12 protein-coding genes are annotated in these 12,935 nt (G+C 72.2%); 2 read left to right on the forward strand and 10 right to left on the reverse strand.

Annotated elements, in window-relative coordinates; translation table 11 throughout:
- Positions 1 to 56: 56 nt before the first annotated feature.
- The 9 genes from AB0M20_RS07760 to AB0M20_RS07800 all read right to left on the reverse strand — a co-directional run bounded on the left by AB0M20_RS07760 (position 57) and on the right by AB0M20_RS07800 (position 10,014).
- Positions 57 to 620, reverse strand: a complete 564-nt coding sequence (locus tag AB0M20_RS07760) for an FxsA family protein (RefSeq protein WP_364295457.1) — start codon at positions 618 to 620, stop codon at positions 57 to 59.
- Between the two features lie 62 nt (positions 621 to 682).
- Positions 683 to 1,471, reverse strand: a complete 789-nt coding sequence (locus AB0M20_RS07765) for a polyprenol monophosphomannose synthase (protein ID WP_364295460.1) — start codon at positions 1,469 to 1,471, stop codon at positions 683 to 685.
- Positions 1,472 to 1,488: 17 nt separating this feature from the next.
- Positions 1,489 to 3,069: an apolipoprotein N-acyltransferase gene (gene lnt / locus AB0M20_RS07770; RefSeq protein WP_364295487.1), complete on the reverse strand. Its 1,581-nt coding sequence runs from the start codon at positions 3,067 to 3,069 to the stop codon at positions 1,489 to 1,491.
- Positions 3,070 to 3,542: 473 nt separating this feature from the next.
- Positions 3,543 to 4,766 (reverse strand): glutamate mutase L, encoded by a 1,224-nt coding sequence (locus tag AB0M20_RS07775; protein WP_364295463.1) that lies wholly within the window; start codon positions 4,764 to 4,766, stop codon positions 3,543 to 3,545.
- A complete protein-coding gene (locus AB0M20_RS07780) occupies positions 4,763 to 5,128 on the reverse strand; it encodes a hotdog domain-containing protein (protein ID WP_364295466.1) in 366 nt (121 codons plus the stop codon). Before AB0M20_RS07780 ends, AB0M20_RS07775 begins: the two co-directional genes overlap by 4 nt.
- Positions 5,125 to 5,856, reverse strand: a complete 732-nt coding sequence (locus tag AB0M20_RS07785) for an OAM dimerization domain-containing protein (RefSeq protein ID WP_364295469.1) — start codon at positions 5,854 to 5,856, stop codon at positions 5,125 to 5,127. The genes AB0M20_RS07780 and AB0M20_RS07785 overlap by 4 nt, the downstream gene beginning before the upstream one ends.
- The gene (locus AB0M20_RS07790; RefSeq protein WP_364295472.1) at positions 5,853 to 7,400 is read right to left on the reverse strand and encodes a lysine 5,6-aminomutase subunit alpha; all 1,548 of its coding nucleotides are present in this window, start codon (positions 7,398 to 7,400) and stop codon (positions 5,853 to 5,855) included. The genes AB0M20_RS07785 and AB0M20_RS07790 overlap by 4 nt, the downstream gene beginning before the upstream one ends.
- A gap of 2 nt (positions 7,401 to 7,402) precedes the next feature.
- Complete coding sequence (locus AB0M20_RS07795; protein WP_364295475.1) at positions 7,403 to 8,929, reverse strand: amidohydrolase family protein; 1,527 nt, start codon at positions 8,927 to 8,929, stop codon at positions 7,403 to 7,405.
- Between the two features lie 5 nt (positions 8,930 to 8,934).
- Positions 8,935 to 10,014, reverse strand: coding sequence for an L-erythro-3,5-diaminohexanoate dehydrogenase (locus AB0M20_RS07800; protein ID WP_364295490.1), 1,080 nt, complete (start codon positions 10,012 to 10,014; stop codon positions 8,935 to 8,937).
- 108 nt (positions 10,015 to 10,122) lie between these two features.
- On the opposite strand from AB0M20_RS07800, the gene AB0M20_RS07805 reads away from it, so the two are divergent.
- Positions 10,123 to 11,478 (forward strand): lysine 2,3-aminomutase, encoded by a 1,356-nt coding sequence (locus tag AB0M20_RS07805; RefSeq protein ID WP_364295478.1) that lies wholly within the window; start codon positions 10,123 to 10,125, stop codon positions 11,476 to 11,478.
- 82 nt (positions 11,479 to 11,560) lie between these two features.
- Here AB0M20_RS07805 and AB0M20_RS07810 read toward each other — a convergent pair whose 3' ends face one another.
- The gene (locus tag AB0M20_RS07810) at positions 11,561 to 11,752 is read right to left on the reverse strand and encodes a CsbD family protein (protein ID WP_364295481.1); all 192 of its coding nucleotides are present in this window, start codon (positions 11,750 to 11,752) and stop codon (positions 11,561 to 11,563) included.
- A 95-nt stretch (positions 11,753 to 11,847) separates the two neighbouring features.
- Between AB0M20_RS07810 and AB0M20_RS07815 the strand changes: the two genes are divergently transcribed.
- Positions 11,848 to 12,585: a class I SAM-dependent methyltransferase gene (locus tag AB0M20_RS07815; RefSeq protein WP_364295484.1), complete on the forward strand. Its 738-nt coding sequence runs from the start codon at positions 11,848 to 11,850 to the stop codon at positions 12,583 to 12,585.
- Positions 12,586 to 12,935: the final 350 nt, after the last annotated feature.

The following is a 12,935-nucleotide window of genomic DNA, read 5'->3' on the forward strand; positions in this document are numbered from 1 at the left end:
CGACAGACGACAAGCGCCGCCCCCATTCTTCCGGGGACGGCGCTTTCGTCTGTCCGTCAGCGGACGATCTCGCCCTCGACGACCTCACCCTCGACCACGTCGGCGGACGCAGTGGAGGCGGTGGAGGCTGGGCGCGCCGTGACCGGCTCGGCGGGCGCGGGCCGCGGGGAGGCGGGCTCGGTCACCGGGTCACCGCGGCGCACCCGCACCCGCCTGGGTCCGAAGAGGTCACCGGCCACGGCCGTGGAGATCTGGCGCTCGGCGAGGCGCCGCGCGCCGCGCACGGCCAGCCCGCGCAACGGCGGGATCAGCAGCAGCAGTCCGGCCGCGGCCGTGATGAACCCGGGCACCGCCAGCAGCAGCGCGCCCAGCAGCCCGACCAGGGAGTTGCTGACCTGCCGGCCGGGTGGCTGCCCCGACTCGGCCGCGGCCCGGAAGGCCCGCCAGCCCTTGATGCCCTCGCGGCGCAGCAGCGCCAGCCCGGCGACGCTGGCCGCCAGCAGCGCGAGCAGCGCCCATCCGGCGCCGATCGCGTTCGCCACGACCACGAAGAGGGCGATCTCCGCGAACGCGAGCAGCAGGAGACCGATCGGAACGAGAGCCAGACTGCGGCGTGTCATACCTCCAGCATGACACGCCCGCACTGAGTCACCGCTGTGAGAAAGCTGGGCTCACAGCCATCTCACGGCCAGGTCGAACCCCGTCGCGGCCGGCGGCCCAGCTTGCTGAGCAGGGTGTCCCGGCGCGCCTGCAACCCCCAGGTGGTGACCCGCATAAGCTGCTCGCGGAAGACGTTGGAGCTCATCTTGCTGTCGCCGCGGACCCGCTCGGTGAAGGTGATCGGCACCTCGATCAGCTTGAATCCCTGCCGGTACGCCCGCCAGGCCAGCTCCACCTGGAACGAGTAGCCCTGCGAGGCCACGCTGGGCACGTCGATCGCGTCGAGGACGGCCATCCGGTACGCCCGGTAGCCGCCGGTCGCGTCCCGGAACGGCATGCCCAGCGCCATCCGGATGTAGATGTTGCCGCAGCGCGACAGCAGCAGCCGGTGCACCGGCCAGTTGTGCACCGAGCCGCCTGGGATGTAGCGGGTGCCGAGCACCGCGTCGTGGGTATGCAACGCGTCGAGCAGCCTGTGCAGCTCCTCGGGGGCGTGCGAGCCGTCCGCGTCCATCTCGACGACGACGTCGTACCCCTTGTCCTTGGCCCACGCGAACCCGGCGACATACGCCGCGCCCAGGCCCTCCTTGCCGGCCCGGTGCAGGACGAACACGTGGTTGTCGGCCGCCGCCAGCTCATCGGCGATGGTGCCGGTGCCGTCCGGGGAGTTGTCGTCCGCGACGAGGATGTCCACCGAGGGGGTCGCGCGCCGCACCCGGTCGACGATCAACCGGATGTTCTCCGCCTCGTTGTAGGTAGGGATGATCACGAGGACCCGACCGATCCCCGGATATCCTTCCGCCTCGCCCACCGTTCCTCCGGACTCGTCTAGCTCCCGGCGCGACGCCGGCGGCGCCGCATCGGCAGCGCCCCCACCATGGCGATGACGGCCAGTGCGGCAGCCGCCACTTCGGGCCAATGGCCCAAGCGCGTCGCCAGCGTACGCGTAGCGCTCATCCGCATCTCACCCACCACCACCGCCGGGACATTGAAACCCGTCGAAGCCTTGAGGCGCCCATCGGCGTCCACCAGCGCGGACACCCCCACCGTCGACACCATCAGCGCCTCCCGGCCGTGCTCGACCGCGCGCAGCCGCACCATCGCGAGCTGCTGGCGGGCCTCGGCCTCGTTGAAGGTGGCGTTGTTGGTCTGCACGGCGAGGATCTGCGCGCCGCCGGTGACGGTGTCGCGGACGATCCCGTCGTACGCCACCTCGAAGCAGATGACATCGCCGACGGTGATCGCACCGGCCCGGATGACTCCCGGCGTGCTGCCGCCGACCATGTCACGGACCAGGTCGACCTTCTCCCCGGCGACGAACCGGGCGATCGGCCGCAGCGGCATGTACTCCGCGAACGGGACCGGGTGCCGCTTGATGTAGGTCTGCGCCTGGTCGGGGCCGACCACCGGCTGCCAGAGCAGCCCGGCGTTCTTGATCTCGTTGGGGCGGTCGCCGCGCAGCACCGTGCCGACCAGGATCGGCGCGCCGATCGTGGACGCGGCGCGGGCGATCTCCTGGGCGGCGTCCTGGTTGCGCAACGGGTCGATGTCGCTCGAGTTCTCCGGCCACACCACCAGGTCGGGCCGGGGCTGCTTGCCCTCCGAAACGTCGTTGGCCAGGTTGAGCGTGCCGTTGACGTGGTTGTCGAGCACGGCGCGGCGCTGGGCGTTGAAGTCCAGGCCGAGGCGCGGCACGTTGCCCTGCACGATCGCGACCACCTGCGCCGGCCCGGCCGGCTCGGCGAGCGGGACCAGCACCGGCCCGGCCATCACCAGGGCGCCGAACGCCAGGTACAGCAGGATCGCGGGGCCCGGCCGGCGACGCCACAGCAACGCGACCAGCGCCCCGCCGGCGGCCGCCACCGCGAAGGTCACCAGCGGGGCGCCGCCCCACACGGCGAGCCGCAGCGCGGGCGCGTCGTCCTGGCTGAACGCGAGCCGGCCCCACGGAAACCCCCCGAACGGGGCACGGTCGCGGGCCGCCTCCATCGCCGTCCAGAGCAGCGCCGTCAGGAGCGGCCACAGCAGCCGGTAGCGGTCGATCATCGGGGACAGCCAGGCCGACGCGAGGCCGAGCAGGCCGAAGAACGCCGCCTGTGCGGTGGACAGCAGCACCCAGGGCAGCCACCCGCCCGCGAACGTGGTCCACCACAGCAGCGGGAGGAAGAGCACCAGCCCGGCGATCATCCCGACGCCGAAACCGCCGCGCAGCCGCCGCCGGTGGGTCGCCGCGGCCAGCAGCGCCACCCCGGCCGGCGACAGCCACCACAGGCCGTAGGGCGGCAGGGCGACCAGCAGGGCCACGCCGGCGAGCACCGCCAGCACCAGCGACGACCGCAGCCGCAACGGTGCCCCGGCCGGCGCCGGCGCGGAGGCCGGGGCGGGCCCGGCGGGGGTCTGCAGCGTCATCTCCACGGCCGGAAGGCTACCCGGAGGCGAAGACCGCCCGGCAAGATCGGCCGGACGGGATGAGGGACGGAAGCGGGGCACGGGCTCCACACCCGCACCCCGCCTGCTCCCTTGGTCCGCCCGCGGATGGCATGGCAGGCGGCATCACGAACACCTTCGGACCGGCCCGCCGCGAGCTGGCTGCCCTCGCCGCGCCGTTGTCTACTGGCCCCGGTCCACCCCCTGGCCCACACCGGAGACACGGCTGGTCCGCGCCGCCCCGCCGACCCCCACCCCCTGGACCTGGCGTACGCGCCTTGCTCGGGCCGGCCCGGTCAGGCAACCGGGCCGAGAGCAAGAAGCGCGGCCAGTGGGCGAAGGAACGAAGCGAACAACACCCGTTTCCCGCGTTGGACCTGACGACGGTACGTCCGACCCCCGGAGGCCTGTCAACCGTCTGTCCCGCGCGTGGGCGTGTCGCGTTCATCGGCGTGTCATCGGGTGTACCCGAACGGGCCACCCGCCGCCTCCAGGTCGCTGAGCAGGCCGGCCGCGGCGACCGGATGGTCGGCGGCCAGCAGACCGGCCGCGGCCAGCACGTACCGACTGTCGATCATCCGACGGGCCGTCCGCGGGGGCGCCCAGCCGCCGCCTGTGTCACCCATCACAGCCTCGAGCACGTCCGCCCCACCGCCGTGCCGCAACACGCCGCCGGAGCCGATCACGCGGGTGACCGAGCTGAGGTCACGGCCGCGGGCGTGCCGGCGCAGCGCCAGGATCGCGGCGGCCGAGGCGACGCTCACGTCGGAGTCGCCGGCCGGCGGCAGCCGGGCCGCGGCGGCAGCGGCGACGGTGGCCGGGGCGCTCACCGCCACCCCCAGGTCGCCCTCGACCGTGCGGGAACGCCACTGGTTGCCCGCCACGTCGGCGAACAGCGACTCGTCCGGGACCAGTGCCGAGTACACGTCCGTGGTGGCGCCACCGACGTCGACGACCAGCACGCCCGTCTCGGTGGTGTCGGCGAGGAGCTCGACGCCGGCCAGGACCGCGTCGGGGGTGGCCGCGCGGACCAGCGAGGTGAACCGGCGGCCGCGGGAGAGCCGCTTCCCGCCGATCACGTGCCGCAGGAACACCTCCCGGATGGCCGCGCGGGCCGGACCGGGATCGAGGACACCGATCCGCGGCAGGACGTTTCCGGTGACGGTCACGTCGAGGCCGCGATCGGTCAGCAGGGCGGCGGCTTCCGCGCGGACCTCGGCGTTGCCCGCGACGACCACCGGGAGCCGCACCCGGGCCGTGCCCAGCCGCCGGGCGTTGTGCAGCAGCACCTCGCCGTCGCCGCCGTCGGTGCCGCCGACGAGCAGGATCACATCCGGACGCGCGGCCCTCAGCGCAGCGATGGCCGCGCCGTTCAGCAGACCGGCCGCGACGTGCACCACCTGCGCGCCCGCCGACAGCCCGGCCCGATGCCCGGCCTCCGCGGTGACCAGCGCCTCGTAGCCCACGACGGCCAGCCGCAGCCCACCGCCCGCCGACGAACAGACGTACATCTCCCCGGTGCCGCCGAGCTCGGTCACGGCTTTGTCGAGACCGGTCAGCACGTCGGTGTCCGACGTGGTCGGCACCTCCGACCGCGCGATCAGCGCACCGTCGTCGAGAGAGACCAGGCACGCCTTCGTGTACGTGGACCCGACGTCCACGCAGACGGCGTTCGTCACGTGCTGGCCGGGACGACCACCGTGCCCGTGGCGGTCACGGCGACGATCGGCTCGGCCAGCACCGAGGCGCCCGACCCCTCGGTGCCCCGGCACACCACGACGGAGGAGAAGTCGATCGTCCGCGACCGGGTGCCCATCCGGGTCACCGTCGCGGTCACCTCGAGGATGTCGCCGGCCCGCACCGGCGCCTTGAACTGGACGTCCGAGTACGACGCGAACAACCCCTCGTCCCCGTCCAGCTGAATGCACACCTCGGTGGCGACGTCGCCGAACAGTCCCAGCGAATACGCGCCGTCCACCAGATGCCCGGCGTAGTGGGCGTGCGAGTAGGGGACGTAGCGACGATGAACGACCGTGATCACTTCTTCTCCCCCGCAATCGCGTGCACCAGATAGGACGCCACCTCGCGCGGCGTCGTACCCCGTCCGAAGATCCGATCCACTCCCAGCTCCGCGGCCATCAGCTCGTCGAACCGCGGCCCGCCCGCGATCAGCAGCGGCCGCTTGCCCACCGGCAGGGCCTCCCGGAACGCCGCGGACAGCGCCCGGGTGTTCTTCAGGTGCGCGTCGCGCTGGGTCACCACCTGTGACACCAGCACCGCGTCCGCCTTCTGCTCGCGGGCCGTCTCCACCAGCTCGGGCACCGACACCTGCGCGCCCATGTTGGTGACCGCCAGCTCCCGGTACGACTCCAGGCCCTTCTCCCCCGCGATGCCCTTGAGGTTGAGGATCGCGTCGATGCCGACGGTGTGCGCGTCGCTGCCGATGCACGCCCCGACCACGCTGAGCCGCCGGCGCAGGCGCCGCTTGATCACCGCGTTGATCTCCTTGGCGGACAGCAGCGGGTAGTCCCGCTCGACGATCTGCACCTGATCGGTGTCGACGAGGTGGGCGACCTTGCCGTAGACCACGAAGAAGGTGAACCCGCCGCCCATCTGCTTGGCGTGCACCACCATCGCCGGGTCCATGCCCATCTTTCCGGCGAGCTGCAGTGCGGCCCCCTCGGCGCGCTTGTCGTGCGGGATCGGCAGCGTGAACGACAGCTGCACCATGCCGTCGCCGGTGGTGTCGCCGTACGGCCTGATGATCATGATTCCTCCACCGGCGTGAAGTAGTCGTCCTCCTTGCGGGCCACGCCGTCCAGGCCCTTGCCGCGGTCGGCGGGCCGCCGCATGATCCCGAACGTGCCGTCGGCGATCGCGTTCAGCAGGGTGTCGTCGGCGATCCTCGCCAGCAGGTCGACCGCCTCGGCCAGGACCTGCCGGCCGCGCTGCTGGATGAAGCCGCCCTTCACCGGGGCGAAGTCCTCGTGCAGGTTGCCGGCCGCGTTCAGCACGTAGTGCACGTTCTGCAGGGCGATGTCGCGGTCGGACAGCCACGGCGTGACCACCGCCTCGGTCATCATGCCGACCAGCAGGATGCCCTGACCGGTCATCGTCCCGGCCAGGTTGAAGAACCCGTCCAGCAGGTTGCCGCGGAACACGTCGCCGGTCATGTGCTTGGTCGGCGGCATCCACTTCAGCGGCGCGTCCGGGAACAGCTCCCGGGCCAGCAGCGCGTGCGCCAGCTCGAGCCGGAACGACTCCGGCACGTCCGGGTTGATCTCGAACGCGTGCCCGATGCCCAGCTGCCAGTCCGCCAGCCCGGCCTCGTGCGCGAAGAACTCGTTCAGCAACTGCGAGACGGTGACCGTGTGCGCGGCCTCGACCGCGTCCGCCGTGGTCAGGTAGTTGTCCTCGCCGGTGTTGATGATGATCCCGGCGCGGGCGTGCACCTGCCGGGAGAACCGCTGGTCGACGAACGTGCGGATCGGGTTGATGTCGCGGAACAGGATCCCGTACATCGAGTCGTTCAGCATCATGTCGAGCCGTTCCAGGCCGGCCATGACGGCCATCTCCGGCATGCAGAGCCCGCTGGCGTAGTTCGTGAGGCGGACATAACGACCCAACTCGCGGGAGGTGACATCGAGGGCCTCGCGCATCAGGCGGAAGTTCTCCTGCGTCGCGTAGGTGCCCGCGAAACCCTCCCGGGTCGCGCCCTCGGGCACGTAGTCCAGCAGCGACTGACCGGTCGAGCGGATCACCGCGATCACGTCCGCACCGGCCCGCGCCGCCGCCTGCGCCTGCGGGATGTCCTCGTAGATGTCGCCGGTCGCCACGATCAGATAGATCCACGGCCGCCGCGGGGCGTCGCCCCAGCGTCTGATCAGCCGTTCCCGCTCGGCGCGGCGCCGGTCGAGGAGCGCGAGGCCGGCGCGGGTCGCCCTGGTCGCCGCCCGCCGGGCCGCGGTGACCTCCGGGCGGGCATCGGGTACGCGGAACCGCACGGCCCCAGCCGCCGCCTTCTGCGCGAGCTCCGTCAGATCGGCCAGGCCCTCGGTGCGCAGGGCGTGGAACGCCGGCACCGACACACCGTGCCCCAGCCCGACGTCCGCGACGACCGCGTCGACCAGCCGGTTCACCCAGGGAATCCCGTCCGGGTCGGCACCCTGCACACCGGCGAGCCGCAGCACCGCCCGCTCCACCGAGACCGTGGTGTGCGACCGGGCCAGGTCCACCACCGGCTGCCCGGCACGCGCCGCTAGGCGGCGCGCCTTGCGCACCAGCCGCGGATCCAGATCGAGCTTCCCAGCCACTGTTACTCCATTTCCGCGTAGATCGTCTCGCCGTGCAGCACCGTCCGGCGGCACACCGGCCGCTCCGGGACGACGCCCTCCGCGTCCTGCAGCAGCACCGGGAGCCCGTTGTGGACACCACCCGGCGTGTCCCACACCGCGAACGTCGCCGACTGCCCCGGCGACAGCACGCCCACACCGTCCTGCCCGGCGGCCCGCCAGCCGCCCCGCGACGACGCCGCGAACGCCGCCCGCACACTCATCCGGAAGGCCGGGTTCCGGGGCGCCGCCGCGGCCGCCACCGTCGTCCACGGGTCCTGCACCGTCACCGGCGAGTCCGACCCGAAGGCCAGGGCCACCCCGGTCGCGTGCATCTGCCCGATCGGGTTCGACGCCATCGCCCGCTGCACGCCGAGGGCTTGCGCGTACATCCGGTCCGGGCCGCCCCACAGCAGGTCGAAGACCGGCTGCACGCTGGCCACCACGCCGAACTCCACCATCCGCGCGATCATCGGCTTGTCGATCAGCTCGACGTGCTCGATGCGATGCCGGCCCTCGCGCAGCCGGTCCACCCCCACCGCCTTCGCCGCGATCGCGAAGCCCTCCAGCACCTCCTCGATCGCCGCGTCCCCGATCGCGTGGAAGCCGCCCTGCACCCCGGCACTCACGCAGTCGAGCAGGTGCTCCCCCGCCTGGTCCGCGGTCACGAAGGCCTCGCCGCAGCCGGCCCCGTCCGCGTACGCCGAACGCACCGACGCCGTCCGCGACCCGAGCGCACCGTCCGCGTACAGATCGCCCCCGGCGCCCGCCGCGCCCATCTCCCGCGCCTTCGCCGCCCCGCCCAGCTCACCCCAATAGCCGAACACCTGCGGCAGGCCCGTGCCGGACAACGCCAGAACCGACGCGAAATCGGCCTCGCTGGAGGTGCCCGGCCCGCCGCACTCGTGCACCGACGCGATCCCCAGCGACGCCGCCCGCGCCAGCGCCGTGCGCTGCGCGGCCGTCCGCTGCGCCGCCGTCACCGAGCCGAGCGCGACCGCCCGCACCGCGTGATGCTCATGCTCCCGCACCAGCCCCGACCCGTCGTGCCCGTCCCCCGCGGCCGCGAGCAGCGCTGTCGAGCACAGCGCCGAATGGATCGACGCCTGCGTCAGATACACCCGCCGGCCCTGCGCCGCCCGATCCAGATCGGCCGCCGTCGGCAACGTCTGATCCGGCCAGAACGACTCGTCCCAGCCGTGCCCGAGGATCACCGCGTCCGAGGGCCGGCCCGCCGCGGCGGCCGTCACCGCATCGAGCACCTCGGCCGCCGACCGGGCGCCGGACAGGTCGAGGCCGTCCAGCACCAGGCCCGTGTCGGTCGCGTGGACGTGCGCGTCGACGAACGCAGGCGTCACCAGCGCGCCGTCCAGGTCCACGGTGGCGTCCGCCGGGGGCGCGTCGGCCGCCGCGCCCAGCCACGCGATCCGGCCGTCGCGCACCAGCATCGCCGTCGCCCGGGGATCGGCCGCCGAATAGATGGAGCCGCCGGAGAACAAGGTCGAAGTCATGCCGGTCAGTGTCCCGCGATGCGCTGCTCGTACAGCGCCCGGACCGCGGGTGTCTTCCGCAACACGTCCAGCGCGAACGCGGCATGCCCGGGCACGTACCCGTTGCCGATCAGCATCGTCACGTCCGCGGCCAGGCCCTCCGCGCCCAGCGCGGCCGCCGCGAAACTCGTCGCCATCGAGAAGAAGATCACCGTGCCGCCGGGCGCCGTGGCCAGGATCGCGCCGTGCTCGCACCCCGGCACGTCCACGCACACCACGGTCACCGTCGCCGGGCCGCCCAGCGCACCCGACACCGCCTCGGAGACCTGGACCGGGTCACGGGCGTCGGCGATCGCGACGTGATCGGCCAGGCCGGCCTGCTCCAGCAAGTCGCGCTCGCCGGCGGAGACGACGATCCCGACGGTACGAGCACCAGCGAGCCGCGCCGCCGCCAGCGCCAGCGACCCGGACTTCCCGGCCCCGCCGAGCACCGCCACCGTGGGAGTTTCAAAGTGGTAGCCCACAAGGGCATCCGGGGCGTCGACAGCCTCCTGGCCTACCACTGTGTAACGACGCACCACCCGGTCGGTCAGGGCCGGGGCGCCGCACACATCGAAGACGGCCAGCGCCAGCTCCGGCGGCAGATCGTCGGGCAGCACCGCCACCACCGAGCGGCCGAACAGGATCGCGTGGCCGGCGGCCGGGACCTGCTCGCTCAGCCCGTCCCAGCCGGCCAGCCCGTCGGTGATGGCGAGCGGTGTCAACGTCAGCGACACCAGCGTGGCCACCCGGTCCCCCGGCTTCACCGGCAGCGGCGACGACGGGCCGACCTCGTCGACCACGCCGATCAGCATGCCGCCCGAGCCGGTCACCGGGTTCTGCATCTTGCCGCGCGTACCGATGATCTCCAGAACCTCGGCACGCACCGCGGCGCCGTCCCCGCCGTGCTTCTCGGCCAGCTGGCGGAAGCTCGCCGCGTCCAGATTGAGCCGCTCCACCCGGATGCGCACCTCGTCGGCGGCGATCTCCGGCCGCGCGTCCAGCCGCCACGCCGCCTGCGGCAGCACACCGGCCGGCTCGAGCACCCTCGTCAGCCCCACCGACATCGTCATCCCCTCGCTTCTCCTACGAAACATTGCGTCCGGTCGCCCCTTTACCGTAAATCCTCCGCCCGTCGGGTTTCCAGACCGCAGATTCTTCATTATGGTCGACGTATGACGGACCTGACCAACGGCCAGCCCTACGAGTACCGGCGGGTGCCGCTGGTGGAGCCCGACTGGACGAGGTTCCCCGGATGGCGCGACGTGACCACCGCCCAGTGGGAGTCCGCCCAATGGCAGCGCGTGCACTGCGTCAAGAACGCCAAGCAGCTCCGCGCCGTCCTCGGCGACCTGGTGGACGAGACGTTCTACACCGACCTGGAGACGGACCAGCAGCGCCTGGCCACCATGTCGATGCTGATCCCGCCCCAGATGATCAACACGATGGTGCCCCACCAGGTGCCCGACACGGCCTCGTTCTACGCCGACCCGGTGCGCCGCTACATGATCCCGGTCGCCACCGACCGCTACCTCGACTGGCCGTCACACCCGCACGCCACCCGCGACTCCCTGCACGAGCACGACATGTGGGTCGCCGAGGGCCTCACCCACCGCTACCCCACCAAGGTGCTCGCCGAGCTGCTCTCCACCTGCCCGCAATACTGCGGGCACTGCACACGGATGGACCTGGTCGGCAACAGCACCCCGCAGGTCGACAAGCTCAAGTTGACCCTCAAGCCGGTGGACCGCTACGACGCCCACCTCGCCTACCTCAAGGCCCACCCCGGCGTCCGCGACGTGGTGGTCAGCGGCGGCGACGTGGCCAACGTGCCGTGGAAGCAGCTCGAGGCGTACCTGATGGGTCTGCTCTCCGTGCCCACCGTGCGCGACATCCGGCTGGCGACGAAGGCGCTGATGGGCCTGCCGCAGCACTGGCTGCAGGGTGACGTCGTCGAGGGCCTCAACCGGGTCGCGATCACCGCCGAACGGCGCGGCGTCAACCTGGCCGTGCACACCCACGTCAACCACGTGAACTCGCTGACCCCGCTGGTCGCCCGCGCGGCCCGGATGCTGCTCGAGGTCGGCGTGCGCGACGTGCGCAACCAGGGTGTGCTCATGCGCGGCGTCAACGCCACGTCGACCGACCTGATGGACCTGTGCTTCGGGTTGCAGGGCGAGGCCGGCATCCTGCCGTACTACTTCTACATGTGCGACATGATCCCCAACGCCGAGCACTGGCGGGTCCCCGTCTGGCACGCCCAGCAGCTGCAGCACGACATGATGGGCTACCTGCCCGGATACGCGACCCCGCGAATCGTGTGCGACGTGCCGTTCGTCGGCAAGCGCTGGGTGCACATGGTCGCCGAGTACGACCGCGAGCACGGCATCTCGTACTGGACCAAGAACTACCGCACCTCGATCGAGCAGACCGACGACGAGGCGCTGAGCAAGCTGTACGCGTACTACGACCCGATCGACTCGCTGCCCGAGTCGGGTCAGGACTGGTGGCGCAAGCAGATCGCGGAATGACGAACGGCCCCGCCTGAGGCGGGGCCGTTCGACTATATGGATCCGAGCCTTACTGCGGTCGGGACCTCTGCTTCGGTCGCGATCAGCTGAAGGCGTCGCGTACGTCCCGACCGGCGTCCTTCACGTGCTCGCCGGCCTGGCGGGTCTTCGCGGCGGTCGCCTGCGCCTGACCCTCGGCCTGCAGCCGCTCGTTGTCGGTCGCGTCGCCGACCTTCTCCTTGGCCTTGCCGGCCAGCTCATCAGCCTTGTTCTTGGCCTTGTCGGTGAAGCTCATCGATCTCAACCTCCTCGGTCACCCGGAAACGTGCCCGGCCTACGCCGGCGCTAAACAGGTCACTTCGCGTAGAGCGTCCTAGGAAACCGGACTATATGATCACCGATGTGTACGACCACTGCGCGCACGCCAACTCCTTCGGCCCCGCGGCCCACGTGTACGAGCGCGGCCGTCCCCCGTACCCCGAAGAGGCCCTCGACTGGCTGCTCCCACCCGGCACCCCACGGGTCCTCGACCTGGGTGCGGGCACCGGCAAACTGACCCGGCAGCTCACCGGGCGCGGCCTCGAGGTGACCGCCGTCGACCCGTCCGAAGGCATGCTCACCGAGCTGCGCCGGGTGCTGCCCGACGTGCCCGCGCATGTGGGCACGGCCGAGTCCATCCCCCTGCCGGACGGCTCGGTCGATGCCGTGCTGGTCGCGCAGGCATGGCACTGGGTCGACCCGGAACGCGCCGTGCCGGAGATCACCCGCGTCCTGTCCCCCGGCGGCCGGCTGGGCCTGCTGTGGAACGTCCGCGACGACGGCGAGGACTGGGTACGCCGCCTCGGCGAGCTCATCGACAGCCCGGAGCAGGACCGCAGCACCGACGTCGGCCCGCCGTTCGGCCCGGTCCAGCACCACCGGGTGCGCTGGACCCACCGGATCAGCCCGGACAGCCTGCTCGACCTGGTCTCCTCGCGCAGCAGCGTGATCCTGCTGCCGCCCGCCGAACGCGCCGGGCTGCTCGCCCAGGTGCGCCAGCTGATGGTCACACATCCGGCGCTGGTCGGCCGCACCGGCTTCACGCTGCCGTACGTGACCGAGTGCGCACGCACCGACCTGCAGGCATGACCGTTGTCCTGACCCTCGTCGACGGCGACCACCGCGGCGGACGGGCGGTCGGCGCTGGAGAACGCGGCGGCGGCCCCGCCCGGAGCCATCCCGCCCGCGCTATCTGATCACCGAGCCGGGTGTGGGGTATCAATGCACCCCTTGAACGGCGCCTTGCGCTGGGCTGGGCTGAGTCGGCGGCGTCAGTCGCGGGTCGGGCTTGGTGCGGCCGGATCAGGGAGACGTCGTGGTTGCGGATGGCAGCCACGCCGGCCAGTCGCGGGCCAGGCTGGGAACGGCCCGGCACGGTGACATCGTGGCCAAGGCGGCAGCCACGCCGGCCAGTCGCGGGCCAGGCTGGGAACGGCCCG

This window comes from Actinoplanes sp. NPDC051633, assembly GCF_040681735.1.
Lineage (GTDB): Bacteria > Actinomycetota > Actinomycetes > Mycobacteriales > Micromonosporaceae > Actinoplanes.